We start from the raw sequence: 26,716 nt of genomic DNA, 5'->3' as shown, positions 1-26,716 counted from the left end.
AACCCGCATGACAAACCCTGCCCCTTCTGACAAAGCCCTGGTCCCCTTCGTTTCCGTGGATCACATGATGCAGCTGATCCACCACGTTGGCGTTGAGGATATGCTGCGCGGTCTGGCGGACTATATCGAAGCCGATTTCCGGCGCTGGCAGCTTTTTGACAAAACCCCACGTGTTGCCAGCCATTCTGCCGAAGGTGTGATCGAACTGATGCCCACCTCCGATGGTGAGGTTTACGGGTTCAAATATGTGAACGGTCATCCGAAGAACACCGCTGAAGGGCTCCAGACAGTCACTGCCTTCGGCCTGTTGGCTGACGTGGCCTCCGGGTATCCGGTATTGCTGTCCGAAATGACGATGCTGACCGCTTTGCGCACGGCCGCAACCTCCGCCCTCGTGGCGCGTCTGCTGGCGCCTGCGGGTGCCACAACAATGGCGATGATCGGCAATGGCGCTCAGTCCGAATTCCAGAGCCTCGCTATGAAGGCCATCTGCGGCATCACGGAGGTGCGCCTTTATGATACCGACGCAGCAGCGACAGCAAAATGCGCGCGCAACCTCGCGGGGCTGGGGCTGACCGTCAGCACCTGCAGCAGCCCGGAAGAAGCCATTCTGGGCGCAGAGATCATCACGACCTGCACTGCCGACAAGCAGTACGCCCGTATCCTGACGGACAACATGATCGGCGCCGGGGTGCACATCAATGCCATTGGCGGCGACTGTCCGGGCAAAACCGAACTGGCGCCGGGCATTCTGGAACGGTCTGATATCTTTGTGGAATATCCCGAACAGACCCGGATTGAGGGCGAAGTACAGCAGCTGGCACCAGACCATCCGGTCACGGAAATCTGGCAGGTGCTGACGGGTCAGGCCAAAGGCCGTATATCCTCCCGCCAGATCACCGTCTTTGACTCGGTTGGCTTTGCGATCGAGGATTTCAGCGCCCTGCGGTACGTCCGCGATCAGATCAGGCAGACGTCCTTTTGCCACATGCTCGACATGCTGGCGGATCCTGATGACCCCCGCGACCTCTTTGGAATGCTGCAGCGCGCAAAGACATGACGCGGGCCCGTTCCGGGCCTGCCCGGAACCAGGATACAGAATGCGCGTGTCCGGCAGGACACGCGCGCCGCCGGATCACAGCGGATGGGTGCCGGTGACATCGTGCCCGTACAGCCATTCGAAGCGTTTCAGCATCACTCCCGGGGCAAACCGGCTGCCTATAGACAATGCCAGATGAGCGGCCTGTCGCACCGGTCCTTCGGCCATGTGATAGCGGCGCGCATTGGCATTTGCTTCGTCTATAGCGCGCACCACGCGCGCGCGGCGCGTTTGGGTATATGTCGCAGCCAGATCACCGGAAACCGCCAGCCCCGCGAGCACCCAGGCATCCTCCAGCGCCAGATTTGCCCCCTGCGCCAGAAATGGCAGCGTCGGATGCGCGGCATCCCCCAACAGGGCAACACCCTCGCGTTCCCATCGCGGTGCCACAGGATGCCGGAACAGTCCCCAGAGACCGACCTGCGTCACCTGGTCCAGCAACTCACGCGCCGGACTACCAAAGTCCGCGAACGCTGCGCGCAGATTCTCCGGGTCATCCTCATGTGCCCAGCCTTCCTCTGCCCAGGCTTCCCGCTCCTGAACCGCTACAATATTCGTCAGCGTCCCGCCGCGCAGCGGATAGGTCACCAGATGCCGCCCCGGCCCCATTGTCACTGTTGCAACCGCCGCTGCATCCGCGGGTGCCGGAACCAGTGCCCGCCAGGCCACCTGCCCCGTAAAGGCCGACTCAGGCGCGTCCCAGACAGCACTTCGGCCAACAGAATGAATACCGTCCGCGCAGATGATGAGTTCTGACCGCATCGTCCCGTCATCAGCAAACGTCACTTCTGGCAGGTCTCCCGGCGTCACGGACACCGCGCGCCGGCCCATTTCAATGGAAACATTCTGTTGCCGCGCGGCACGGGCCAGCAGCGCAATGAGGTCCGCGCGGTGCACAAACAGGTAATCGCGCCCGGGAAAGCGGTTCAGACCCAGCCGCGCCACCTGTTTTCCCTGCCGGTAGTCCCGCATCAAAACCGCGTCCGCACGCACGGCACCAACCCGGCGCAGCGGTTCCTGCAACCCAAGCGCGCGCAGCACCGCAAGTCCGTTCGGACTGATCTGCAGGCCTGCGCCGACTTCAGTGATCTCGTCTGCCTGCTCGACCAGTGTCACCGCGACACCGCGCATGGCCAGAGCCGCCGCGCAGGCAAGCCCGCCGATCCCCGCGCCGATCACAACCGCATTTTTTGCCAGTCTCTGTTCCATCACCAAAAACAAAAGCGCCGGACATCAGATGCCGGCGCTTTCTCCGTCGTTACCCGCAGCGGGATCAGTCGTCGCGGTGCACTTTTTCGCGCCGCTCGTGACGTTCCTGTGCCTCGAGGCTCATGGTTGCAATCGGGCGTGCATCAAGGCGTTTGAGGGAAATCGGCTCGCCTGTCACGCTGCAATATCCGAACTCGCCTTCTTCGATCCGGCGCAGCGCACCGTCGATCTTGCTGACCAGCTTGCGCTGACGGTCACGGGTGCGCAGTTCAAGCGCGCGGTCGGTTTCCTCAGAAGCGCGGTCGGCAACGTCGGGGATATTGCGCGTTCCGTCCTGCAGGCCCTCTATGGTGTCCCGGCTGCCGGCGAGAAGTTCAGCCCGCCAGTTCAGCAGTTTGCGGCGGAAATACTCAACCTGGCGTTCATTCATGAATGGTTCGTCTTCGGCCGGACGATAGTCATCCGGCAGGAAAAATTCCTGTTTCATCTGCTCCCCCTCAACGTGGCTAACGTTTTCCATTGCACCAGATCCTCAAACCATGTGCCCCTGCGCAGCAGATAGCGCAGGCCAGCCGGATTGTCACTACACAATCCGGTATAAACACGGTTAAAAGCGTCATGAAAAGTGCTTACTAAAGGGTTGACAACAGCATGAAATTCCAGGGAACGGCGGACTATATCGCCACCGATGATCTGACAATCGCGGTTAACGCGGCTGTGACACTGGAACGCCCGCTGCTGGTCAAGGGCGAGCCCGGAACCGGCAAAACCGAACTTGCCCGTCAGGTCGCCGGAGCGCTGGGTGCGCCGATGATCGAATGGAACATCAAATCCACAACGCGCGCGCAGCAGGGTCTATACGAATATGACGCCGTCAGCCGGCTGCGGGACAGCCAGCTCGGGGATGAGCGGGTTCATGATGTGGCCAACTATATCCGCAAGGGCAAACTCTGGCAGGCCTTTGAAGCCGAAGAGAAAGTCGTGCTGCTGATCGACGAGATCGACAAAGCGGACATCGAATTCCCCAACGATCTGCTGCAGGAACTCGATAAGATGGAGTTTTTTGTTTACGAGACCGGCGAAACCATCCGCGCGGTCAACCGGCCGATCGTGATCATCACGTCCAACAACGAAAAAGAACTGCCTGACGCTTTTCTGCGCCGGTGCTTTTTCCACTACATCCGGTTTCCCGACATGGACACGCTGCGCCGCATCGTCGAGGTGCACCACCCGGGCATCAAAGAATCGCTGCTGACCACTGCCCTCACGCAGTTTTTTGAAATCCGTGAACAGCAGGGGCTGAAGAAAAAGCCATCCACGTCGGAAGTTCTGGACTGGCTAAAACTCCTACTGGCCGAAGACATGACGGCCGAGGACCTGAAATCGGGCGGTGCTGGCGCACTGCCCAAGCTGCACGGTGCGCTTCTCAAGAACGAGCAGGACGTGCATCTGTTCGAGCGGCTTGCCTTTATGGCCCGCGGCGGGCGCTGAGCACGCCTAAACAGGCGACCCCAAAAGGTCCGGCGTCGCCGTACCGAAGCGCGCAGTGGACAAATCAGACCGTCCACGGCTACACTCTGTCCAACGGTGCCGGAGAGCGCCACCAAATCTGATCCGCGGCGCAAGATCGCGGACTGAGGCAGACGGGCAGAATATGACACAGACACCAGGATCAGTGGTGCGTGCGCTGCGTGAGACCGACAAGGCAGAATGGTCTGCCCTGTGGGCTGCGTATCTCACGTTTTATGAAACATCCCGGCCGGCAGAGATCCATGATCTCTATTTTGACCGCCTGCTGGGCGATGATCCGCAGGATTTCAGGGCACTGGTGGCCGAAGTGGATGGCAGGCTGGTGGGCCTGACCCACTACCTCTTTCACCGGCACGGCTGGTCGCGGGAAAATGTATGCTACCTCCAGGATCTTTACGCTGACCCAACCGTTCGCGGTCAGGGGATCGGTCGCGCACTGATCGAAGGGGTCTATGCCGCTGCAGACGCGGCAGGTGCGCCATCTGTCTACTGGCTCACCCAGGACTTCAACAAAGACGCGCGACTGCTCTACGACCGGATCGGTGTGAAAACGCCCTTTATCAAATACAGCCGCGCGTGAGACGCCGTCTCATCCTCCCGCTGATCATGATGCTGTCGGCCTGCGTGCCGGCATCGCAGGGTCAGCCCCCCTCACGCGCTGTGGGGCCGGACATTGAACTGCCACCGATGAAAACCTTCGCGGCACCTGTAACTGTTGCGCGCACGACCAAAGCCAACCCTGATCTGATCCTGGATTTTGTGCAGCTCTCCTTTCAGATGGAAAGTGGCCGTATACTTGAGACGTTCACCCGGTTTGAAGGTCCGGTCACCGTGCGGGTCACCGGTACGCCGCCCCCTACTCTGATCCCCGATCTGCGCCTGTTGATCACCCGGCTGCAGAACGAGGCCGTCATTCCGATCCGGCTGACAACAGATGACGACGCCAGCATAACGGTACAGTCTGTCTCGCGCCGCGCGATCCGGAGCGTTCTGCCACAGGCGGCCTGTTTTGTGGCCCCGAATGTTTCGTCGCTGCGGGAGTACCGCTCGGCACGCAGGTCCGACCGGACCAACTGGGCATTGCTGAAGACCCGCGAAAAACTGGCGATTTTCATCCCCAATGATTCAAGTCCGCAGGAAGTGCGGGATTGTCTGCACGAGGAGCTGGCACAGGCGCTGGGGCCGCTGAATGACCTATACCGCCTGCCGGACTCAGTCTTCAATGATGACAATGTCCATACGGTGCTGACCGGTTTTGACATGCTGATGCTGCGTGCGACATACGCCCCCGAACTGCGCTCCGGCATGTCCCAGCGCGAAGTCGCGGACCGGCTGCCCGGGATTTTCCGCCGCATCAATCCGCGAGGTGACCGCGCAGGCACAGGCCGGATCAGCCAGACACCACAGGAATGGCGCAATGCGATCCAAACGGCCCTGGGCCCTGGCGCCGGGTTACGGGCGCGTCAGGGAGCCGCTGATCAGGCACTGCGCATTGCCGTGCGTGAGGGCTGGACAGATAACAGGCGCGCCTTCTCGCACTATGCGCGCGCGCGCTTGCTGCAGGCCACAGACGGGCGCGAAGCTCTCCGGCAATATGCGCAGGCCGACCGGTTCTATGCCCGGTCTTCGCGCACGCAGCTGCACCGCGCCTATGTGGCCACTCAGCTTGCAGCCTATGCGCTGGCCGAGCGTGATCCGGCGAAAGCAAAAGCGCTTGTGGCACCGCACCTGAATGCCGCCCGTACTTCGCAGAATGCTTCCCTGCTGGCCACTCTGGAACTGCTGCGTGCCGAAGCGCTGCTGCAGGAGGGCCGCGTCGAAGAGGCGCGCGAGGTCAGACTGGACAGTCTTGGTTGGGCGCGATACGGCTTCGGCGCTGACTGGGTTGTACGCGCAAAACTGCGTGAAATCGCATCCCTGACACGCGAAGACGGACCGGCCTCCTGACACAGAAGCGCGGGTGCCGACAGGACGGAATTGCCGGAGGCAGAATATGATTGTTATTGTCGGAGCCCTCCTGGGCGCGCTTATCGGTGCCAGAACCGCGTCCAAACGTGGCGGGAACCGCAAGGACATGGCGCAGTATGGCGCTGTTTACGCGCTGATCTTTGCCATTGTGTCCATGTTCATCACCGTTATGCTCGACCGGTTCCTGTTCTGAGGACCGTCTATGTTCCTGCCCTTCTTCGAGGCCCTGCGTACGCATAACGTGCCCGTGTCCCTGCGGGAATTTCTTGCGTTCCTTGAAGCGATGAAGGCGAATCTGATCACTTATGATGTTGAGGGCTTTTATTTTCTGGCCCGCACGATCCTGGTCAAGGACGAACGCAACATAGACCGGTTTGACCGGGCGTTTGCGGCTGCGTTCTCAGGCCTGGAAGAGATCAGCACCGACGCCGTTCTCGAAGCCGTGGATATTCCCCGCGAATGGCTCGAAAAGATGGCGGAGAAACACCTTTCCGACGCGGAAAAAGCCGAGATCGAGGCAGCAGGTGGTTTTGATAAGCTCATGGAAACGCTCAAAAAGCGCCTTGAGGAACAAAAGGACCGCCATCAGGGCGGCAATAAATGGGTGGGCACCGCCGGCACCTCTCCCTTTGGCGCTTACGGGTACAATCCGGAAGGCGTACGCATCGGACAGGACAGGTCGCGCCATCAGCGCGCGGTCAAGGTCTGGGACAAGCGCGAATTCCGCAACCTCGACGACACGGTGGAGCTGGGCACACGCAACATCAAGGTTGCCCTGAAACGTCTGCGCCGCTGGGCGCGCGACGGCGCCAACGAAGAGCTGGACCTGAACGGGACAATCCGCGCAACCGCAGAGCACGGCTATCTCGATGTCAAAACGCGCCCCGAGCGCCGCAATGCCGTCCGGGTTCTGCTGTTTCTGGACGTGGGCGGCTCTATGGACCCGCATGTACGTGTGGTTGAGGAATTGTTCTCCGCGGCCCGGGCAGAATTCAAACACATGGAATACTTTTATTTCCACAACTGCCTCTATGAAGGCGTCTGGCGCGACAACCGGCGGCGCTGGAACGCGCAGATCCCCACACATGAAGTGCTGAGGACCTATGGCCCTGAATACAAATGCATCTTCGTCGGTGATGCGTCGATGTCACCCTATGAGGTGGCCTATCCGGGTGGCGCGTCCGAGCACTGGAACGAGGAAAGCGGCGCCACCTGGCTGGCCCGCGCCAGAACACAGTGGCCATCCGTTTTGTGGATCAACCCGGTGCCGGAGAAATACTGGTCTTATACGCAGTCGATCGCGATGATCCAGGACGTTATGGGCCCTGACTGCATGGTTCCCATGACCCTTGAGGGACTCTCGCGCGGCATGAAAGAGCTGACACGCTGAAGCGCCACAGCGGCTCTTGCCGCAATGCGGTCCGGACCCCATATTCACCCAATGCTGAAGTTTACGCCGATCCTGCTGGCGATCCTCTACGGGCTCGCAATGTACCGCTTTTCCGCATGGCGCACAGCCAGAGAACTGGACGCGCGGTCGACCGAGCTGGCTGATCCCATGCTGCGCACCCTGACGGACCGCATGGCCGCGGCCCTGGAGATCGACCGGATCCGGGTGCATATCTACGAAATTGATCCGGTGAATGGTCTGGCGGCCCCGGATGGTCGAATTTTCATAACCCGTGGGTTTTACAACAAATTCCGGCAGGGTGAGGTTTCCGCCGACGAGATGGCCAGCGTGATCGCCCATGAACTGGGGCATGTGGCCCTTGGGCATTCAAGACGCAGAATGATAGACTTTTCAGGACAGAACGCCCTGCGAACAGCGCTTGCCATGGTGCTGAGCCGGTTTTTGCCCGGCATCGGGGTGATGATCGCCGGCGCGCTCACATCGCTGCTGGCAGCGCGTTTGTCCCGCAGTGATGAATATGAGGCCGATGCCTATGCCGCAGCCCTGCTGACCAAGGCCGGTATCGGGGTGGGACCGCAGAAATCCCTTTTCCGCAAACTCGAAGATCTCACCCGCCAGCGCGGTGGTGCTGTGCCAGCATGGATGATGAGCCACCCGAAAACGTCGGAGCGCATCGCGGCCCTGGAAGCGCTGGAAGCAAAATGGGCGGATGCGACACTGACCTGACGCGCTCAGCCGAGCGCTTTGGCCAGACGCGGCAGACCCGCCTTTTTCAACAGTGCGCGCATGTCCCAGGGTTTTCCGGACAGACGTATGGCGGTTTTCAGAACATCTTCCGCCACGCGGGCAACGGCGTCAGGATTGTCCTGCCAGAGCCTCATCAGGAAGCTGTCAGGATCAACCCGCTCCAGCCCTTCCTCCGCCAGAATGTTTCGGGGAAAGTCCTTTGCATTCAGTGTCATAATCGCGTCAGTTGATGCAGATACAGCTGCTGCCAACACGTGAATATCGTTTTCATCCGGCAGCCACAGCCGTGCGGTCAGCGCCTCCGGCGGCGTGACTTCCTGATCCGGCCATGCGGCACGCAGCAGCGCGATCTCCGCACGCGCCTGCGCTTCGCCGTCGGGCCCCAGTTTGACCGCCGCCCTCGCCCATTCCTCCAGAATGCGTGGCGACCAGAACGGCGCGAAAGCCCCTGTTTTCGCAACCCCAAGCACGATCTCCCGCATCACGGTCGGATAGAGCACACAGGTGTCGATCAGAACTTTCACAGCTCAGAGCGCGAAAAACAAAGACTTCAGGTAACCGCTTTCCGCCAGTTGTGGCAGCTGCGGATGATCCGGTCCCGCAAACCCGGTGTGGATCAGACGCGGCGCACGCCCTGCCCGGCCCATCCCGCGCACACTGGCGGCACGGAATGCTGCCAGATCCGCCGCGTGCGAACAGGAACACAGACCCAGAATGCCGTTTTCAGCGACCAGAGGTGCCGCGAGGCGCGCGATACGCTCATAGGCGCGCAGGCCCGCATCCAGCGCGGGTTTGGATGGTGCAAAGGCAGGCGGATCGCAGATCACGACATCAAACTGAGCGCCCTCTTCGGCCAGGGCTGACAGCACTTCAAAGGCATCACCCTGTCGCGTGGTAAACCGATCCGAAGCCCCCATTTGCCCTGCACCTTCGGTGGCGAGCGCCAGAGCCGCAGCTGAGGCATCAACGGCCAGCGCAGACAGCGCACCACCGGCGAGAGCGGCCAGCGAAAAGCCTCCCACGTGGCTGAAGACATCAAGGACCCGCGCGCCGGATGACAACCCGGCCGCAAAAGCGTGGTTTGGCCTTTGGTCATAGAAAAGACCGGTCTTCTGCCCACCGGTCAGATCGGCCAGGTAAATGGCACCGTTCATGCGCACGTTCACGGCAGTTTCCGGTGCCGTGCCAGCAAGAACGGCTGACTGATCATCAAGCCCTTCGAGACTGCGCGTACGCCCGGCCGCATTTTTGATCACGCAGGCGCAGCCCGTAACGCTCATCAGCGCCGCAACCAGAGGCTCCAGCAGGGTCTCCGCCCAGGCCGCATTCGGCTGCAGCACGCAGGTATCGCCAAAGCGGTCAATGATCACGCCCGGCAGCCCGTCCGCCTCCGCATGCACCAGTCTGTAGAACGGTGCGTCAAACATCCTGGCCCTCAGCGCCTGGGCCTTTTCAAGGCGCCTGGCGAACCAGGTCTCATCAATGATGGCATCGGGTGCCCGGTCGAGCATCCGGCAGATGATCCGCGACAGGGGGTTCACTGCCACAATGCCCATCGGGCGGCGGACGTCATCCTCCAGCAGCGCAACCGTTCCCGGTTGGAGCTTTTTCGTGCGGCGGTCGGTCACCAGTTCGTTGGCATAAACCCATGGGAACCCATGCCGGATCGCGCGCGCATTGGCTTTGGGGCGCAGGCGCACGACTGGCATGCCCGGAGGGGCGGATTGTTCATCTGAATGGGGCGTTGTCATAGCGCTGCTCTATACCCATCCGCCCCTGGTGAAAAGCATTGAGTGCGCATCTGACCGGTTGAGCCAGACCAGCGCCAAAATGCAGGCCCCGCACCCACACGTGCAGCCGGACAGGTCCCGCTTGTGCAGTTCAGTTGCGCGGACGCGACCGCCAGCCGCCGCGCCGCCGTGGGGCCGCCATACCGGCCAGACCCTCTGTCATCACCTCAGTCATCGGATGCTCAGGGTGATCCGCGCGGTAGCGGTCAATCAACAGCCGCAGCGTCTGGCCTGTGTCCTGTTCCATCGGCAGGCTCAGCGCCCAGTCGAGAAATATCGACCGACACTCCGGTTTCGTGATGCCGTCAATACGGTAGGCCTCAAAGATCAGGCCCTTGGGATCATCTGCGTCGCCCTTGATCATGCCTCGCCCTCCGTGCGCCAGGGATCCAGCGCAGTGTCAATCACCTGCCTGCTGGCCGACGCAGTCTGCGTCAGCTCCGCCAGCAGCGCATCCAGCGTGCCCGCTCCCGTCGTTCTGAGCAGAAAATCCTGTGCAGACGGCCCCAGTTCCGCCGGATCGGTATCCGTTTCCGACAAAAGCCGCATCGCGAGGTTCAGCGTGCCGTAAAGATCAGTTGCATGCTGCAGAATGCGGCTGCCGCTGTCGTCAACCAGCCCGGCTTTGAAGGCCCGCTGCAATCCGTCACTGCTGTCTGTTGCACCGGTGATGAGTGCACCGGCCTGCGCCAGCAACTCGATTTCCTGCAGCCGCCCCGGACCTGTTTTGACGTCCCAGACCGAAGACGGCGCCTTTGCCGCACGGATGCGGTCCCGCATGACCGCTACTTCCCGCGCGACCTCCGCACGTGGTCTGCCACGCCCGAGAAGTTCACACCGGAAAGCGTCGACATCTGCTGCCAGTTCATCGGGCCCGGCAATGACCGCCGCACGCGTCAGCGCCAGATGTTCCCAGACCCAGGCTTCTTCCTGCTGGTAGCTCCGGAAGGACTGCCAGCTGGTCGCCACGGGGCCCTGATTGCCCGACGGCCGCAGCCGCATATCAACTTCATAGAGCCGCCCCTGGGACATCGGCGCGGACAGTGCAGTGATCAGCGCCTGTGTCAGCCGCGCGTAATAGGGTCGTGTTGCAAGCGGTTTCGGGCCCTCGGAACTCTCAGCGCCTGCCGGATCATAGATCAGGATAAGATCGAGGTCAGACGATGCGTTCAGGCGGCCCGCGCCCAGCGACCCCATGCCCAGCACCACGGCCCCGCGACCGGGTGGCGGCCCGTGACGGCGCGCGAACTGCGTTGTAACCAGCGGCCAGACAACGCGCAGCACGGCACGCGCCAGATCGGCGTATTGCTGTCCGGCTTCAGGCGCTGTCGTCAGCCCCCTCAGCAGATGCACACCGATCCGGAAATGCCATTCCCGTGCCCAGCGGCGGGCACCGTCAAGAGCGGTTTCGTAATCAGGCTCGCGCCCCAGCGCTCCTCTGAGCGAGGCGCATAATGCGTCTGCACCTGGCCAGTCCGAAAAAAAATCACCCCCGATCACAGCGTCAAAAACGCCCGCGTTGCGCGACAGATACTGTGCCAGCGCCGATGATGTGCCCGTGATGTCGATCAGCAGGTCCAGCAGTTGCGGGTTGGCTTCAAGCAACGAAAAGAGCTGCACGCCGGCGGGCAGCCCGGCCAGAAAGCCGTCAAATGCTCTGAGCGCATCCTCCGGCCTTGCGGTGCGCGACAGCCGTACCAGCAGATCAGGACGAAGACGGTTGAAGATTTCGCGGCTGCGTTCGCTGCGCAGAGCCGGATAGCTTAGCCAGCGCGTGACGGTCCCGGCGTCAATCAGATCAGGTGTCTGCTCTGCATCACCATTGCGGGCCGGTGCAAAAAACCCTTCGGTCATTTCATGCACGGCTGCCAGCCGGGCCAGCAGATCTGCCTGCAGGTCATCCACGCGCATGTCCATCATCGCAGCAAGGCGCGCGAAGCCCTCGTCAGATGTGGGCAGCGTATGCGTCTGCGCGTCGTTGATCATCTGCAGACGGTGCTCGACCGTCCGGTGCGCGACGTAGTGATCGGAAAGTACCCATGCAGTGTCATCGGGCACCCACCCCTTCTCAGCGAGCACTGCAAGCGCCTGCCGCGTGCCCCGGCCCCGCAGTTCCGGATCGCGTCCCCCTGCGATCAGCTGGCGGGTCTGGGTGAAGAATTCAATCTCCCTGATCCCGCCCCGTCCCAGCTTCATATTGTGACCCGGTAACGTAATCGGACCGCCCAGGCCTTTGTGTTCACGTATCGCCAGACGCATGTCATGGGCATCCTGAATGGCCGCGAAATCAAGGTGCCGCCGCCAGACAAAGGGCGTAAGCGTCTTCAGAAACCGGTTACCTGCGTCAATGTCGCCCGCAATCACCGCTGCTTTGATATAGGCAGCACGCTCCCAGGTGCGGCCCAGACTTTCATAATACCGTTCCGCTGCTTCCATAGACATGCAGACCGGCGTCACCGCGGGATCAGGGCGCAACCGCAGGTCCGTGCGGAAAACATAGCCTTCTGCGGTGATTTCGCTCAGCGTTGCGCACATCGCCCGCGTCGCGCGCACAAAGGCAGAGCGGGCGTCGTGGAAATCCTCAGGCGCAAAGCGCGTCTCGTCAAAGAGGCAGATCAGATCAATGTCAGAGGAATAATTGAGCTCACCCGCGCCCATTTTGCCCATCGCAAGGACACACATGCCTGCTGCACCCGCCACATCATCGGCTGTCATGCCCGGCAGCTTGCCGCGCCGGATCTGAACAGCAACAGCGGCCCGCAGTGCCGTCTGGCAGGCCGCCGATGCAAAGCCGGTCAGCGTTTGTGTGACTTTCTCGAGGGGCCAGGCGCCGCCCAGATCAGCAAGTGCCGTCAGAAGGGCGATTCGACGTTTTGCCTCGCGCAGCTGCGGGCCGGGTTCCGGCCCTTCCAGAGCACTGATGCCCCGTATGACCCGCGCCACGGCTTCATCGGGGTCCTCAACCGCCTCAGCCAGCCATGCCGCCTCGCGTCCGATCAACCCGGCCAGATACGGGCTGCATCCAGCAGTTCCGCGCACAAGCTCCGATATCTGCACATCCTGAGGCGTAAAACGCTCCAGCGCTTCGCGTCCGCGATCGGCATCGAAAGGGCGCGGCACCCGCGTCAGAGAAGCGCTCAGTTTCATGCCTCAGATGTCGCCCGACCCGGCAGAAACGTCAATGGTTATGCTCGTACCGGACAAGCAGGAAAGATTCTTCGCGGTCATATCAGCGCACAAATTGTTGTTTTAAATACATAAAGTAACTTAATGTAAAAAACATTCACATTTCCTCTTGCAACCTAACGTGCAAACCCCAATCTTAGCAATGTGAAAGGCATTCACATCCCCGTACTGCCGGGGCACATCAACCCGCACCGAAAGGCGATAAAATGACGACGATCACTGACTCCCGAACCGTTTCACACCAGCCCGGCTGGTTCACCCGTGCCGAAAACTGGCTGGATGACCGCGGCAAGGGCGCCTGGATCGCCGCCATGGTCCTCAGTTTCATTCTGTTCTGGCCCATCGGTCTCGCCCTTCTGTTTTACATGATCTGGAGCAAACGTATGTTCGCCACTTCCTGCCGCCGGTCCGCCCGTCATATGTCCCATTCGATGAAGGCCATGCGCCCGACCGGCAACTCGGCCTTTGACGCCTACAAGGCAGACACACTGCGCCGCCTTGAGGAAGAACAGGAAAAATTCGAGGCTTTCCTTGAGCGTCTGCGCGATGCAAAAGACAAAGCGGAATTTGACCAGTTCATGAACGACCGGGCCGAACCGGCCGGTGACAAGACCGCCGACGCCTGATCCCTCCCGGCGCCCCTGACAGGGGGCGCCACTTCGCACAGGAAAGACCCCGTAATGAACGCCCTGCCCGACCCTGACATGCAACCGGAATTCTACCGCGATGTACCACTCAAGCGCCTGATGGCCTGGGTGGTCGACGCGCTTGTGACGCTGCTGGGATGTGTCGTGATACTGCCTTTCACGGCGTTCACGGGGATCTTTTTCTTTCCTCTGCTCTTTCTGTTCGTTGGCTTTGCCTACCGGACCATCACCATCGCAAACGGGTCTGCAACCTGGGGTATGCGTCTCTTTTCGATTGAGCTGCGCCGCGCGGATGGCACAAAGCTTGATGCAGGCGGTGCTTTTGCACATACCCTGGGCTATACGCTCAGCTGGTTTGTGCCGGTTTTTCAGCTCATTTCGGTGATCATGATGGCCAGCACCTGGCGCGGTCAGGGCCTGAGCGATCACGTGCTGGGCACGGTCATGCTGAACCGTCGGGCCCTGCGTGCCTGACACCTGAAAGTTGCGCTTGGCGATGGCCGCCGGTCTTGGTATCGTGACGGTGGTACCACATCCGGAATTCCATGCGACACACGCTGCCCATCGCGCCCCAGTTCTACGTGACGGCTCCTCAACCGTGCCCCTATCTCGAAGGGCGCATGGAGCGGAAGCTGTTTACGGCCCTGCAGGGCGAGAACGCCGACAAGCTGAACGACAGCCTGTCACAGCAGGGATTTCGCCGTTCACAGAATGTGCTGTACCGCCCCTCATGCGCGGAATGCTCGGCATGCCTGTCGGCGCGGATCAGTGTCGCGGATTTCGCCCCCTCTCGCAGTCAGCGCCGTACTGCCGCACGCAATGAGGATCTGACCCGGCGGGCAACATCGCCCTGGGCGTCCGAGGAACAATACGAACTCTTCCGCTCCTATCTCGACAGCCGGCATGCAGATGGCGGTATGGCGGATATGGATGTGTTCGAATTTGCCGCCATGATCGAGGAAACACCGATCCGCAGCCGCGTAGTTGAATACACCAATGAGGATGACAAACAGCTGATCGGTGTGAGCCTGACGGACGTGCTCTCTGACGGGCTGAGCATGGTGTATTCGTTTTACGCCCCCGACATGCCCCGCAGGTCACTCGGCACCTGGATGATCCTCGATCACATCGAAATCGCACGCGAGGCCGACCTGCCCTATGTCTACCTGGGGTACTGGGTGCCGGGCAGCCAGAAGATGGGCTACAAATCCCGTTTCTCAGGGCTGGAAGTCTACGCTGGCGGGCGCTGGCAGAAAATGAACGACCCGGAACGGTTCAACGCCGATATGCATCCGCTGTCGACGGATCCGATCGCCGAACAGGTGGCGAATATCCACCTGCCTGATACGCGCCCGGTACGCTGACCCTCTCACGCCCTGCAATGGGGCCCGGAAAAGAGAAAGCCCGCGTCCGAAGAGGCGGGCTTTGTTTTTGCTGTCTGATGACGTCAGGCTTTGCGCCGGTAACGCAGAAAGCCAAATACTCCGACGCCGGCAATAAGCAGCGGCATGCCGGCCGGCAGCGGCACAGGCGACGGCAGCGCTTCGACGGCGCTGGAACTCCAGAAGGCACCACCGCCTGTGAAGCCCGGCGCAAATCTTGAGACGCGCAGATCAAGACGTGTGGTTCCCGGGTCCAGCGCGATACGGGCAGATCCGGAGAAATACCCTTCGGGCAGAATGCTGGTGGTATCCCAGGCAACGTCCTGACCGTCAACAATAAGGCCGAATTCATCGCCGACAACGTAGCCGTCCCGCGCGGTGAAGGTGAAAACAGAGGCCTCGTCGACCGTGATATCAAGCGTCGGTGTCCACCTGAACCGTACATCGGGGTTCCCGCCGGACCAGGAGAAAAACCCACGGTCAGGACCATAAGGGTCAATCGTTGCAGCCTGGGCCGCAGCGCCGAATGTCAGTCCGGCCACCAGGAGGACGGCTTTGAACAGATTGGTCATGAACATACCTTTTGACGTGCTTTTACCTTGATCCTTCTATCACCAATCGAGGCCGGTACTGTCGAGGGAAAACGGAACAATTCTATTTAAAATCAATGTATTGACATTGTTTTGCCTTGGTTCCCCAAGGTTCACGCAACAATGATGCCAAACCCGCGCTTCTGTTTCCACGACCGTACTACCACCCACGGGTCCAACGGACAGAAGGTCCACCTTTTTCGAATCAAGGAGTGCATCTCTGCGCAACGTGGAAGGTAAAAAGAAAGGGGGCCATGTGGCCCCCTCGTGTTTCTTCTGTCCTGTTGTCCTGGTCAGTTCGGGATCAGGTCCGGTACGATCGTGACGATGCCCGGCACAAACCACAGGACCGCGAGCCCCACCACCTGGATCAGCACAAAGGGAATGATGCCACGGTAGATATGGCCTGTGGTGACTTCCTTTGGCGCCACGCCACGCAGGTAGAACAGCGCAAAGCCGAACGGTGGCGTCAGGAACGAGGTCTGCAGGTTCACCGCGATCATGATGGTCACCCATTTGGGATCAAAACTGCCGCCGTAAATGACCGGGCCTACAATCGGGATCACGATGTAGATGATCTCGAGGAAGTCGAGCACAAAGCCCAGCACAAAGAGCACCAGCATCACAATCAGGAAGACCGTGAACTCGTTGTCAAAGCTCTTGAGGAACTGCTGGATGTAGTGCTCGCCACCGAACGAGATCACCACCAGGTTCAGCACCTGGCTGCCGATCAGGATGGTGAAGACCATCGAGGTCACTTTGGCCGTCTCGCGCACGACCGGGCTCAGCACGCCGGAGGTGAAGAGAATCCAGCAGGAGAAGAGCAGGCCGAAGAGCGCATAGAGATATGCAGCGTAGGCGACGAAGAAGGCGAACCAGCTCTCAAAGCTCACCTGGTCTGTGTTGATCCGCAGGTCAAAGTTGATGCCCACAAGGATACAGATGACGATCGCCAGCGTTGACCAGATGATCACCTTGGGTGTGCGGTCCTGATCGCGCAGTTTGCGGTATGCGGCGAGCATGATCGCACCACCGGCACCCAGGGCTGCCGCGGGCGTCGGGTTGGTGATGCCCCCGAGGATAGACCCCAGAACCGCGACAATCAGCACGAGCGGCGGGAAAACCACACGGATCAGTTCGTTGGTGGCGCAGATCTTCGTTGCGTACACGACACCGTACATGACTGCTGCGAAGGGGATCAGCATCATCGCGACCATGGCACCCGGGGAGGTGTTCGCGCTGACAAACATGATGTCCACCAGAATCAGCAACACCGTACCGATGCCACCGATGATCAGCGGTTGCGGATTGCTGGAAGGCGACACCCCGCGCGCGGTCGTCAGGAACAGCGAGGTCAGGATCATCATGATCGCAACGCCCGTACCGATCGGGGCCGCGTTGGCCACACGGTCCGCAATCGCGGCTTCGACTTCTTCCTCGGTCAGGGCCTCAGAGGCCTGAACTCCGCCCGCGTCGTTGATGGCCGCCTGTTGTGCCACGGCAACGTCCCAGGCTTCCTGCCCGTGCAGTTCAATCATGGAGGCCTGACACTGTTCGCTGACGTTCGTGCGCAGCGAGGCGCCTTCGCCGATGTCAGAGAAGCGGGACACATCGGTGGACTGGCTGCCCACGATGCCGAGGTTGCCCAGCAGGATAGTACCAACCACCAGCAGCACCGGTGCGCCGAGGAACCATGTGAAGGCTTCGCCACGGGTAACCGGTTCCGCATTGGTGGAGCCCATCTCGACCGCCGGGGCCTTGTCAGGGTTCAGCAGCGCGTAGCCGAACGCATAGAGGGCATAGAGCAGCGCCAGCATGATGCCGGGCAGCAGAGCGGCCTGAAACAACGTTCCCACAGAGAGAACCGCAGGCTCGCCCAGATAGGTCAGCGCGTCGGTACAGCCCTGGGCCACCGCGCGTTTTTCCTGGGCAGCAGAATAAAGGTCACCCGCCAGCGTGCCGAGCAGAACGATCACGATGGACGGCGGGATGATCTGTCCCAGCGTCCCGGACGCAGCGATGACACCAGTTGAGAGTTCCGGCGAATAGCCGTTCCGGAGCATCGTTGGCAGTGCCAGCAGACCCATGGTCACAACGGTAGCGCCCACAATCCCTGTGGAAGCTGCGAGGAACGCGCCCACCACAACAATGGAAACCGCGAGACCGCCGGGCAGCGGGCCAAAGACGCGCGCCATGGTGGTCAGCAGGTCGTTGGCGATCTTCGAGCGTTCCAGGGTGATGCCCATCAGAACGAACATCAGAACGGCGAGCAGTGTTTCGATGGACTGGCCCGCGAGGACCCGTTCGTTCATCCGGTTCACAACAAAGGACACGTTACGGTCGAGGGCGACTTCCCAGCCTTTGGGGAACACCGGTTCTTCGATCCTCGGTAAGTCGGGGTATCGGAAAACGGATATCGTATCGGGTTTGACCCCTGAATTTACAAGGTCACGGTAAACCTGACTGCCGGTATCAATCGCCTGGTGGATCAACAGACCCGCACTGTCGAGTGCCGCGATGATCCCGAAGGAGATGACCCCTGCCCCGGCGATGGCGAAAGCGACCGGAAAGCCCGACAGAATGCCGCCAAAGAGGCAGATCGCTACGATAATCAGGCCGACTTCGACCCCGTCCAGACCAAAAAACATGTCTTACGTCCTCTCAGCGCAGCGCAGATGCGCGCGCAGTTCCTCAGTGCGTACCTTCGTACGCTTCCTCACCTTCGCCCAGCGTGTCGCGGTCCAGGTATTTATTCTCGCTCTCCTCGCCCTCGCGCCATTCCTGGAACGAGCGGAAGAACATGGCCATCGCCTGCAGGAAGACCATTGCGGTGAACGCCACCAGAAGGATCTTGAACAGGAAGTAGCCGTTGAAGCCGTTAGGGCTGAAGCCGATGGTTTCGACGTTCCAGCGCAGAGCACGGGATTTGTTGATCAGGCGGTCCAGCGTGTCAGAGGCAGATGGTTTGGGCACGATCAGGTGACGCCACAGGAAGAACCAGCCATACATCCAGATCAGAACCGCAACCGGCATCATAAAGAAGAGTGCGCCGAACATGTCGATCACCTTCTTTGTGCGGAACCGGACCGCGGAATAGACAAGGTCCACGCGGACATGGCCGCCCTGAACGAAGGTGTAGGCCATGCAGAGGCAGACCACGAGTGCGTTATAGAGTTTCAGCTCTTCTGCAAACCAGCTTATGTCGAACTGCAGCGGGATGCCAAAACCGATGGAAATGTCAGGGCGCGTGAAAATCCGCTGCATGAACACGATGACGATCTGCTGCAGGACCATAAGCAGCCCGGCCCAGGCAAAAAACCGGCCGACCGTGTTGGAGATGCCTTCCAGCACCCGGACGTAGTCCCACATCACAGAACCGCGCCAGATACCGACAGCAAACATCACGAGGAAGGTGGTGAAGATCACAAAGAAGAATTCAACCGATCCGCCATAGTAGACAAAGCGCATGATCGCCTGCTTGTCGCTCCAGTCGAGCCACAGCGACGGATTAAACAGGGCATAGAAGAAATTATAAAACGCCATCCCGATGTTCGTGATGACCCAGAGCAGAAACTCACCGATAACGCTGAACAGGCCGCCGCCTGCGGCTGCTTCATTTTCCATATGTCCCCCTCCCGGATGACCGTGCGCCGGTCGTTCGGAATGCCAGTAGTGTCAGGTCTGTGTCCGTCAGACCGATGCGGGGGGCCGCGTCATCGCAGCCCCCCGCAGTTTTGTGTTCAGTTTCAGCCGTTGGCCAGAACGCGGTTCCGCTGAGCCACGTAGAAGCCGTCCGACTTCAGCAGCCAGTCGGAGCTCTGTGCCAGCGATTCCTCGAAGGAAGTCCGGATTTTGGCAAAGAGTTCGTCGTTCATGTTCTCGTCCATGACTTTCTTGGACGCAGCACCGAAGGCATCCCAGACGTCATCCGGGAACTGCAGTGCTTTCACGCCCTGTGCCTGCAGACGCGCCAGAGCCGCACCGTTGTTGGCCAGAGTTTCGGCCAGCTGGTAGTGCGTTGTCGCCATCGCCGCGTTGGCGATGATCGCCTGGTGCGACGGGCTCAGGTCATTGTAGACGTCGAGGTTTACGCCGCAGGCCAGAGCGGAGCCCGGCTCGTGGAAACCAGCTGTGTAGTAGACTTTCGCCACTTCCTGGAAACCGGCGCGTTCGTCCGCGAACGGGCCAACCCACTCCAGACCGTCGAGCGCGCCCGAGGACAGCGCCTGGTAGAGTTCGCCACCCGGGATGTTCTGAACAGAAGCACCCAGTTCGCCCAGCACCTTGCCGCCGAGACCCGGCATACGGAACTTCAGACCGTTGAAGTCTTCGGCAGAGTTGATTTCCTTGCGGAACCAGCCACCCGATTGCGAACCGGAGTTACCGGCGAGGAAGGATTTGAGGTTGAAGATTTCGCCCAGTTCAGTGTGCAGGTCGTGGCCGCCGCCGTGGTGGTACCAGTTGGTCACTTCCTGCGCGGTACCGCCGAAGGGCACAGCTGTGAAGTAGGCATAGCCCGGATGCTGACCGATGAAGTAGTAGTCAGCCGAGTGATAGAGGTCCGCCTGACCGGAAGATACAGCGTCAAATACTTCAAACGCGCCGACCAACTCACCCGGTGCTTTTTTGTCGATGGTCAGTGTGCCATCGGACATCGCGCCGACCATTTCCTCGAAATAGGTGGCCGCATCGTCCAGAACCGCGAAACCGCGGGGCCAGGATGTAACCATTGTCAGTGTGCGGTTGCCCTGGGCAATCGCGGGTGCCGCCATCGTTGTGGCCGCAGCGGCCGTGCCGCCAAGTGCAGATGTCTTCAGAAATGAACGACGATCCATAAGAGATACTCCTCCCAGATATGAAGCCCGCACCGCATACCGCGCGGCCGGGTCTTGTGAGTGCGGGCAACATTACCGGGATCGTTAATGATTTAAATACCTACTACTGCGTAGAGCGGGCGGTTTTCCGGCCATCCGGACAGATTTATTTACCAGTTTTGCAGAGCTTCCCGGAACGTTTGCGCAAACATGCGGTGCCGTCCGGGACGCCAGCCCTTTGATTCGCGCCGGATTCGCCTTAACGAATGGATATGCGCCGTCTGACGGAACTTCTGCGGCCCAGCTATGGGCAAAAGCTGTCGCTGCTTGCGACGGTGCCGCTTATTGCGGCTGTTGCCGCGATTGCTGTGCTGGTGGCGCACCAGTCACGTGCCCTGGCAGAACGCGAGATCAGAGCGCTGGAAGTCCAGCTGCTCGAAGCCAAGAAGGCCGAGCTGCGCAATTACGTGACCCAGGCGCGCAACGGCTTCTACTTTATCTACGGCAATGCGGCACCGGATGATCAGGACGCACGCGATCAGGTCGCGCAGATCCTCTCGGCGATGATCTATGGCGAGGAGGGTTTCTTTTTTGTCTATGATTACGACGGCTACAATGTCGTCAGCCCGCGCCAGACCGAACGGATCAACCGCAACTGGCTGGATGAAACCGACAGCGAGGGCACGCCGGTTGTTGCCAGCCTGCTGGATATCGCACGCCAGGGTGACGGATATCTGACGCACCTGTGGCCCAAGCCCACCAGCGGCGAGGAAGCGCGCATGATCACCTATGTTACCAGCTTTCCCAGCTGGCGTTGGGCTGTGGGCACGGGGGTTTTCATTGATGATGTGCTCGCCACTGTTGCGACCGCGCGGGCCGAGGTCGAAGCACGCGTGCAGCAGACGTTTATATATATCATGGCGATTGCCTTTGCCGCGCTGCTGCTGGTCTTTCTGACGGGTATGGTCCTGAACATACGGGAGCGCCGGCTGGCGGATGCCAAGCTCAAGAAGCTGACGCAACGGGTGCTCGATGCTCAGGAAGAGGAACGCGGTCGTGTGGCCCGCGAGCTGCATGACGGGATCAGCCAGATCCTTGTGGGCGTGCGTTATGCACTGGATACGGCGCGGCGCAAACTCGACCGTGGTGATCCGACGGCGGCAGACCCGCTGAGCAAGGGCATCGAAACCCTGGGTGAGGCGATCTCGGAAGTGCGGCGCATCAGCCGCGATCTGCGCCCCGGTGTGCTGGATGATCTTGGCCTCGGCCCTGCCATCAAAACCCTGACCGAGGAATTCAGTGTGCGCACCGGCATTGAGACCGGATTTGACACGGTCGTATTCCGCAACCGTCTCGACCCGGAAGCCAAAATCGCACTTTACCGTATCGCACAGGAAGCTCTGACGAACATCGAACGGCACGCGAGCGCGACCTATGTCAGGGTAGATATCCGCGGCCACAAACGGGGCGCCACGCTGCGCATTGAAGACAACGGGCGTGGCCTGCCTGCACATGGCGGTATGCCGGTCAGCGGTGGCCTGGGCCTGCGCAACATGCAGGAGCGTGTCGAACAGCTCGATGGCACATTCCGCATTTTCCCGCCGCGCAACGGCCCCGGCACGGTGATCGAAGTCAGCGTGCCCCTGACCCACCTGTTATCTCCCGCCTCTGATTCCGCCAAAGCCCCGAAGGTGCCAGCATGACGACCCCTGCCCCGATCCGCGTTCTCATTGTCGATGACCACCCGATGGTGGCAGAGGGTATCCAGTCCATTCTCGAAAGTTACGAAGACATCGAGGTCGTGGGCACCTGCAACGCCGCACGCACCGCGATTGATACGGTCGGGACAACAAACCCGGACGTGATCCTCATGGACCTGAACATGCCTGACATGGGCGGGCTGACTGCAACCGAGATTTTGCTTGAGCAGAGACCGGATACGCGCGTGCTTGTTTTGTCGATGCATGACAGTCCGGAATATATCTCATCCGCGCTCAGCCACGGGGCCATGGGTTATATCCTCAAAGATGTGCCGACCGACGAAATCAAACAGGCCATCGATGAGGTCATGGCCGGTCGCCGGTATCTGTGCACCGGCGCCAGCGGATCGCTGAAACCCAAAGAAGGCGATGCGCGTGAGGCACTGACAGGCCGTGAACAGACAATTCTGCTGCAGCTCGCTCAGGGCAAATCGAACAAAGAAGTCGCCATTGCACTCGACATCTCGGTGCGCACGGTCGAGACGCACCGCAAGAACATCAAGCGCAAACTGGGCATATCCAGCACCGCCGGCCTGACCCGCTATGCGCTGGAACATGGTGTACTGCAGGGCACCGGTGTCAGCATCTGATCTTTTTTGCGCTCGCGCGGTCCGGTTCAGACGATTTTAACGATAAACTCTGACAGTGCGGACATGAAAGATTTCCGCCAGACCAGTGTACCGGATGCCGCCACGCTCGATACGCTTCCCTACCGGGAGGCCATCGATCGTGTGGCCACGATCCGTGCGCAGGTGGTGCGCGTTGCCCTCGACGTCTCTCTGATTGTCGGCTCAGAGACATCCGACGCCGGTCTCGCGGATGAAGTTGCCGGTCTGGCCGAAACAATCCGGCGGGCAGCGGCCGTCGTCTCCGGCGACGATGTGTTCCCTGATCTGCCGGAACCGCTTAGCCACTGGATTGCCGCCAGAAGCGAGCCGCTGAAACAGGAACGGCGCGTTATCATGGCCGTGGCGGAATCCACCACGGCCCTGTCGGAGCAGCTTGCACAGGGTGAGACCATCTCCGCCGAGGATTTGGCCCGCTATGTCGCGAACGGGAAAACGGCCGTTTTTGCAGCTGTCACAGCGATAATCACACACCTGTGGGAAGGCATAGAAAGCGGCCGGGCGGCGCACCTTGCTGCAGCTGCCGAATCTGCCCGCAATCTGGAGGCAAGTCTCGACCGCCTCGACCGGATTGGCCGCTATGTCCGGTCAATGTCGATCAATGCTTCGGTTGAGGCATCCCGTGCAGGCGAAGCCGGCAAAGGGCTGACCATCATCGCCCACGAGTTCAAGACGCTGGCCGAAGAAGTACAGCAACTGATCGTCACCGCCCGCACGGACATCCGTGATATCAGTGTCGAATAACCCAAAATCCGGCTAAATCAGGTCCTGATTTTCGCATTATTGCGCCACAACAACCAGTGACGCAGGGAAATTTCAAGAATTTGCGCTGTCAGGACATATTTTTTGTATGTTTGGGTGTTGACGCTCCCGCCGCACACTCATAATGTCCCCGCAGCATCAGGGAGCCACCAGGCATGAACGCACTAGTCGTCATCGTAGGAACCAAGCGCATGGGCCGGTAACGGTAGACCATAGTCTGACCCATGCGCCCCCGCCAACGCCGGGGGCTTTTTTATGCGCAACAGTCAACAGGTCCCTGCCGGGACCGATACGGAGTTGAAAGATATGACACGGCAGATGTCCGGAGCGAAAATGATTGTCCAGGCCCTCATCGACCAGGGTGTGGATACTGTCTTTGGCTACCCCGGAGGCGCCGTCCTACCGATTTACGACGAGATCTTTCAGCAGAACGCCATCCGGCACATTCTGGTGCGGCACGAACAGGGCGCAGTACACGCGGCCGAAGGGTATGCGCGTGCCACCGGTAAGCCCGGCGTGGTTCTTGTAACCTCCGGGCCCGGTGCGACCAACGCCGTGACCGGCCTCACGGATGCGCTGATGGATTCCATTCCGATCATCGTTCTGACGGGCCAGGTGCCGACATTCATGATCGGTTCAGATGCCTTCCAGGAGGCCGACACGGTTGGCATCACACGTCCCTGCACCAAGCACAACTGGCTGGTTAAGGAGACGGACGCGCTGGCAGGTGTCATCCACGAAGCGTTCCATGTCAGCACCAGCGGACGCCCGGGACCGGTTCTTGTAGACATCCCCAAGGACGTTCAGTTTGCGACCGGCACTTACCAGTCACCCAAACCGTCGGTGTCGCACTACCAGCCAAAGCTGAAGGGCGACATGGAGGAGATCACAGAACTGGTTGCCGCCATGGAAAAGGCCAAAAAGCCTGTGTTTTACACCGGCGGCGGCGTGATCAATTCCGGCCCGGGCGCGAGCCAGCTGCTGCGTGAACTGGTCAAAGCTACCGGCTTCCCGATCACGTCGACGCTGATGGGGCTTGGCGCCTATCCGGCTTCAGGTGAAAAATGGATCGGTATGCTGGGCATGCACGGCCTTTACGAGGCCAACATGGCCATGCACGACTGCGACCTGCTGATCAATATCGGCGCGCGTTTCGACGACCGGATCACCGGCCGCCTTGATGCATTCAGCCCCAAATCGATCAAGGCGCATATCGACATTGACCCCTCCTCGATCAACAAAGTGATCAAGACGGATATCCCGATTGTCGGTGACGTGGGCCATGTTCTGGAAGACATTCTCAAGGTCTGGAAAGCCCGCGGACGCAAAACCAACGCTGAAGCCGTCGGCAAATGGTGGGGCCAGATCAACGAATGGAAAAAGGTCAATTGTCTGCAATTCACGCAGGCCGGAAAGGTCATCAAACCGCAGCATGCGCTCGCACGGCTTGAGGCACTGACCAAGGATCATGACCGGTACATCTGCACCGAGGTGGGCCAGCACCAGATGTGGGCTGCTCAATATCTGGGCTTTGAGGATCCGAACCGCTGGATGACGAGCGGAGGCCTTGGCACCATGGGCTATGGTTTCCCCGCGTCCATCGGTGTTCAGATGGCACACCCGGACGCGCTGGTGATCAATGTGGCCGGTGAAGCCTCCTGGTTGATGAACATGCAGGAAATGGGGACCGCCGTTCAGTACCGCCTGCCCGTCAAGCAGTTCATTCTCAACAATGAACGCCTCGGGATGGTGCGCCAGTGGCAGGAACTGCTGCACGGTGAGCGCTACTCGCACAGCTGGTCTGATGCCCTGCCCGACTTTGTGAAACTGGCCGAAGCTTTCGGGGCAAAGGGGATTATCTGCTCTGACCCGGACGACCTTGATGATGCGATCATAGAAATGATCAACCACGATGGCCCGGTGATCTTCGACTGCCTCGTCGAAAAGCACGAAAACTGCTTCCCGATGATCCCATCAGGCAAAGCGCACAACGAAATGCTGCTGGGCGAAGCGGAAACACAGGGCGTGATCGACAGCAAGGGGAGTGTGCTGGTGTGACATGGCGGCGCTGTGCCAGATCTGCAAGACTGATTGCGGTCGCATTCGGTGTGGCAGCGTGTACGGCTCCCGAGATCCAGACAAAAGAAGCTCATGCATCCGAAGAGTTCCAGTTCTCTCGAAAGCGTCACAAGATCAATGACCAGATCGCCGGGAAAACCATCCATTTCACCGATGCCAGCCACGGGACACAGGTTGAGTATTTCGCAGAAAACGGAACAGCCATGCTATGGTATCCGGGGAACAGGGTCGGTGTTCCGAGCCTTTGGAAGGTCACGGATCATGGTCGGGACACCGGCAATTACTCCATCTGCTTTATGTATCCATCCAAGTCATACAATCCGGTCACAAAGCAGCATGGTGGGGAGTGGGAATGCAGACATGTCTTCGCTTTTTCTATTGCAATAGACGCAATTCATCCGGGCGACCCTTACGGGCTTTCTGATGGAAAGATACCGCTACGCCTACCGAAAAACGTCAGTCTGTCACCTGAGGAGGTAGCCCAGATGGCCGGGAAGACGAACGACCTAACCTATGTTTGGAGACGGGGAAAAACCAAATGAGCGCATTGAAAATCAAAAAAGGCGCCACCAGCCATTCCGCCTACAACCTGCGTCCGACCTTTTCGGACGTGATTGAGCGGCACACACTCGCCGTGCTGGTTGAGAATGAGCCCGGTGTTCTGGCGCGTGTAATCGGTCTGTTCTCAGGACGTGGTTACAACATCGACAGCCTGACCGTCGCAGAGGTGGATCACACCGGACATCTGTCGCGCATCACGATCGTCACGTCCGGAACACCGCAGGTTATCGAACAGATCAAGGCACAACTGGGCCGGATTGTTTCCGTGCATGACGTGCACGACCTGACCGTTGAAGGTGCCAGCGTGGAACGTGAACTGGCCATGTTCAAGGTCGTGGGAACCGGGGACAAACGCGTTGAGGCGCTGCGTCTTGCCGACATCTTTCGGGCAAATGTTGTCGACAGCACGCTGGAAAGCTTTGTCTTTGAGATTACCGGCGCACCGGACAAAATCGACGCTTTCGCCGATCTTATGCGCCCGCTGGGACTTGCCGAAGTGGCGCGGACCGGCGTCGCGGCGCTGTCCCGCGGCGAGTAAAGCCTCAGATACCAAAA

26 protein-coding genes are annotated in these 26,716 nt (G+C 60.1%); 16 read left to right on the top strand and 10 right to left on the bottom strand.

Annotated features, from left to right (window positions below; all coding sequences use genetic code 11):
* The first annotated feature begins 7 nt into the window (after positions 1–7).
* Positions 8–1,060 carry an ornithine cyclodeaminase gene (locus AB4K19_RS06295; RefSeq protein WP_375227594.1) on the top strand — a complete coding sequence of 351 codons (1,053 nt, stop codon included), beginning with the start codon at positions 8–10 and terminating at the stop codon, positions 1,058–1,060.
* Between the two features lie 75 nt (positions 1,061–1,135).
* On the opposite strand, the gene AB4K19_RS06290 is transcribed toward AB4K19_RS06295, so the two are convergent.
* Both AB4K19_RS06290 and dksA read right to left on the bottom strand, forming a co-directional pair.
* A complete protein-coding gene (locus AB4K19_RS06290; RefSeq protein ID WP_375227593.1) occupies positions 1,136–2,308 on the bottom strand; it encodes an FAD-dependent monooxygenase in 1,173 nt (390 codons plus the stop codon).
* Positions 2,309–2,372: 64 nt separating this feature from the next.
* The gene (dksA, locus tag AB4K19_RS06285; protein WP_375227592.1) at positions 2,373–2,795 is read right to left on the bottom strand and encodes an RNA polymerase-binding protein DksA; all 423 of its coding nucleotides are present in this window, start codon (positions 2,793–2,795) and stop codon (positions 2,373–2,375) included.
* Positions 2,796–2,959: 164 nt separating this feature from the next.
* Here dksA and AB4K19_RS06280 point away from each other — a divergent pair, with 164 nt between their 5' ends.
* The 6 genes from AB4K19_RS06280 (at position 2,960) to AB4K19_RS06255 (ending at position 7,943) form a co-directional block, all read left to right on the top strand.
* Positions 2,960–3,799: an AAA family ATPase gene (locus AB4K19_RS06280; RefSeq protein WP_375227591.1), complete on the top strand. Its 840-nt coding sequence runs from the start codon at positions 2,960–2,962 to the stop codon at positions 3,797–3,799.
* A 163-nt stretch (positions 3,800–3,962) separates the two neighbouring features.
* On the top strand, positions 3,963–4,418 hold the full coding sequence (locus AB4K19_RS06275) for a GNAT family N-acetyltransferase (RefSeq protein ID WP_375227590.1): 456 nt from the start codon (positions 3,963–3,965) through the stop codon (positions 4,416–4,418).
* Positions 4,415–5,785 (top strand): DUF2927 domain-containing protein, encoded by a 1,371-nt coding sequence (locus AB4K19_RS06270; RefSeq protein WP_436399340.1) that lies wholly within the window; start codon positions 4,415–4,417, stop codon positions 5,783–5,785. The genes AB4K19_RS06275 and AB4K19_RS06270 overlap by 4 nt, the downstream gene beginning before the upstream one ends.
* Before the next feature lie 46 nt (positions 5,786–5,831).
* Positions 5,832–5,999: a hypothetical protein gene (locus AB4K19_RS06265; protein ID WP_375227587.1), complete on the top strand. Its 168-nt coding sequence runs from the start codon at positions 5,832–5,834 to the stop codon at positions 5,997–5,999.
* A 9-nt stretch (positions 6,000–6,008) separates the two neighbouring features.
* A complete protein-coding gene (locus AB4K19_RS06260) occupies positions 6,009–7,196 on the top strand; it encodes a vWA domain-containing protein (protein WP_375227586.1) in 1,188 nt (395 codons plus the stop codon).
* 51 nt (positions 7,197–7,247) lie between these two features.
* Positions 7,248–7,943 carry a M48 family metalloprotease gene (locus AB4K19_RS06255; protein ID WP_375227585.1) on the top strand — a complete coding sequence of 232 codons (696 nt, stop codon included), beginning with the start codon at positions 7,248–7,250 and terminating at the stop codon, positions 7,941–7,943.
* A gap of 5 nt (positions 7,944–7,948) precedes the next feature.
* Here AB4K19_RS06255 and AB4K19_RS06250 read toward each other — a convergent pair whose 3' ends face one another.
* From AB4K19_RS06250 to AB4K19_RS06235, 4 genes are all read right to left on the bottom strand, one after another.
* Positions 7,949–8,488: an RSP_2648 family PIN domain-containing protein gene (locus tag AB4K19_RS06250; protein WP_375227584.1), complete on the bottom strand. Its 540-nt coding sequence runs from the start codon at positions 8,486–8,488 to the stop codon at positions 7,949–7,951.
* Between the two features lie 3 nt (positions 8,489–8,491).
* Entirely contained in the window at positions 8,492–9,715 is a 1,224-nt protein-coding gene (locus tag AB4K19_RS06245) for an RSP_2647 family RNA methyltransferase (protein WP_375227583.1), read from the bottom strand.
* Between the two features lie 130 nt (positions 9,716–9,845).
* On the bottom strand, positions 9,846–10,118 hold the full coding sequence (locus tag AB4K19_RS06240; protein WP_375227582.1) for a hypothetical protein: 273 nt from the start codon (positions 10,116–10,118) through the stop codon (positions 9,846–9,848).
* Complete coding sequence (locus AB4K19_RS06235) at positions 10,115–12,901, bottom strand: glutamine-synthetase adenylyltransferase (protein ID WP_436399339.1); 2,787 nt, start codon at positions 12,899–12,901, stop codon at positions 10,115–10,117. Before AB4K19_RS06235 ends, AB4K19_RS06240 begins: the two co-directional genes overlap by 4 nt.
* Positions 12,902–13,146: 245 nt before the next feature.
* Between AB4K19_RS06235 and AB4K19_RS06230 the strand changes: the two genes are divergently transcribed.
* The 3 genes from AB4K19_RS06230 (at position 13,147) to AB4K19_RS06220 (ending at position 14,951) form a co-directional block, all read left to right on the top strand.
* Entirely contained in the window at positions 13,147–13,566 is a 420-nt protein-coding gene (locus AB4K19_RS06230) for a DUF2852 domain-containing protein (RefSeq protein WP_375227581.1), read from the top strand.
* 54 nt (positions 13,567–13,620) lie between these two features.
* A complete protein-coding gene (locus AB4K19_RS06225) occupies positions 13,621–14,061 on the top strand; it encodes an RDD family protein (RefSeq protein WP_375227580.1) in 441 nt (146 codons plus the stop codon).
* Positions 14,062–14,132: 71 nt separating this feature from the next.
* The gene (locus tag AB4K19_RS06220; RefSeq protein ID WP_375227579.1) at positions 14,133–14,951 is read left to right on the top strand and encodes an arginyltransferase; all 819 of its coding nucleotides are present in this window, start codon (positions 14,133–14,135) and stop codon (positions 14,949–14,951) included.
* 83 nt (positions 14,952–15,034) lie between these two features.
* Here the strand turns inward: AB4K19_RS06220 and AB4K19_RS06215 are convergent, their stop codons facing one another.
* From AB4K19_RS06215 to AB4K19_RS06200, 4 genes are all read right to left on the bottom strand, one after another.
* Positions 15,035–15,541: a VPLPA-CTERM sorting domain-containing protein gene (locus AB4K19_RS06215; protein WP_375227578.1), complete on the bottom strand. Its 507-nt coding sequence runs from the start codon at positions 15,539–15,541 to the stop codon at positions 15,035–15,037.
* A 311-nt stretch (positions 15,542–15,852) separates the two neighbouring features.
* Complete coding sequence (locus AB4K19_RS06210; protein WP_375227577.1) at positions 15,853–18,207, bottom strand: TRAP transporter large permease; 2,355 nt, start codon at positions 18,205–18,207, stop codon at positions 15,853–15,855.
* 43 nt (positions 18,208–18,250) lie between these two features.
* On the bottom strand, positions 18,251–19,183 hold the full coding sequence (locus tag AB4K19_RS06205) for a TRAP transporter small permease subunit (protein WP_375227576.1): 933 nt from the start codon (positions 19,181–19,183) through the stop codon (positions 18,251–18,253).
* Between the two features lie 122 nt (positions 19,184–19,305).
* Positions 19,306–20,394, bottom strand: a complete 1,089-nt coding sequence (locus AB4K19_RS06200) for a TRAP transporter substrate-binding protein (RefSeq protein WP_375227575.1) — start codon at positions 20,392–20,394, stop codon at positions 19,306–19,308.
* 251 nt (positions 20,395–20,645) lie between these two features.
* Here AB4K19_RS06200 and AB4K19_RS06195 point away from each other — a divergent pair, with 251 nt between their 5' ends.
* The 6 genes from AB4K19_RS06195 (at position 20,646) to ilvN (ending at position 26,699) form a co-directional block, all read left to right on the top strand.
* The gene (locus AB4K19_RS06195; protein WP_436399530.1) at positions 20,646–22,076 is read left to right on the top strand and encodes a cache domain-containing protein; all 1,431 of its coding nucleotides are present in this window, start codon (positions 20,646–20,648) and stop codon (positions 22,074–22,076) included.
* On the top strand, positions 22,073–22,723 hold the full coding sequence (locus tag AB4K19_RS06190; RefSeq protein WP_375227574.1) for a response regulator transcription factor: 651 nt from the start codon (positions 22,073–22,075) through the stop codon (positions 22,721–22,723). The genes AB4K19_RS06195 and AB4K19_RS06190 overlap by 4 nt, the downstream gene beginning before the upstream one ends.
* A 63-nt stretch (positions 22,724–22,786) precedes the next feature.
* Positions 22,787–23,503: a methyl-accepting chemotaxis protein gene (locus AB4K19_RS06185; RefSeq protein ID WP_375227573.1), complete on the top strand. Its 717-nt coding sequence runs from the start codon at positions 22,787–22,789 to the stop codon at positions 23,501–23,503.
* 324 nt (positions 23,504–23,827) lie between these two features.
* Entirely contained in the window at positions 23,828–25,579 is a 1,752-nt protein-coding gene (locus tag AB4K19_RS06180; protein WP_375227572.1) for an acetolactate synthase 3 large subunit, read from the top strand.
* Positions 25,576–26,142: a hypothetical protein gene (locus AB4K19_RS06175; protein WP_375227571.1), complete on the top strand. Its 567-nt coding sequence runs from the start codon at positions 25,576–25,578 to the stop codon at positions 26,140–26,142. Before AB4K19_RS06180 ends, AB4K19_RS06175 begins: the two co-directional genes overlap by 4 nt.
* Positions 26,139–26,699 (top strand): acetolactate synthase small subunit, encoded by a 561-nt coding sequence (gene ilvN / locus AB4K19_RS06170; RefSeq protein ID WP_298836170.1) that lies wholly within the window; start codon positions 26,139–26,141, stop codon positions 26,697–26,699. The genes AB4K19_RS06175 and ilvN overlap by 4 nt, the downstream gene beginning before the upstream one ends.
* Positions 26,700–26,716 lie beyond the last annotated feature (17 nt).

The organism is Roseobacter phycocola (assembly GCF_042055075.2).
Classification (GTDB): Bacteria; Pseudomonadota; Alphaproteobacteria; order Rhodobacterales; family Rhodobacteraceae; genus Roseobacter.
Note: the sequence above shows the minus strand (reverse complement) of the source record. Positions and strands in the feature narration are given on the sequence as shown.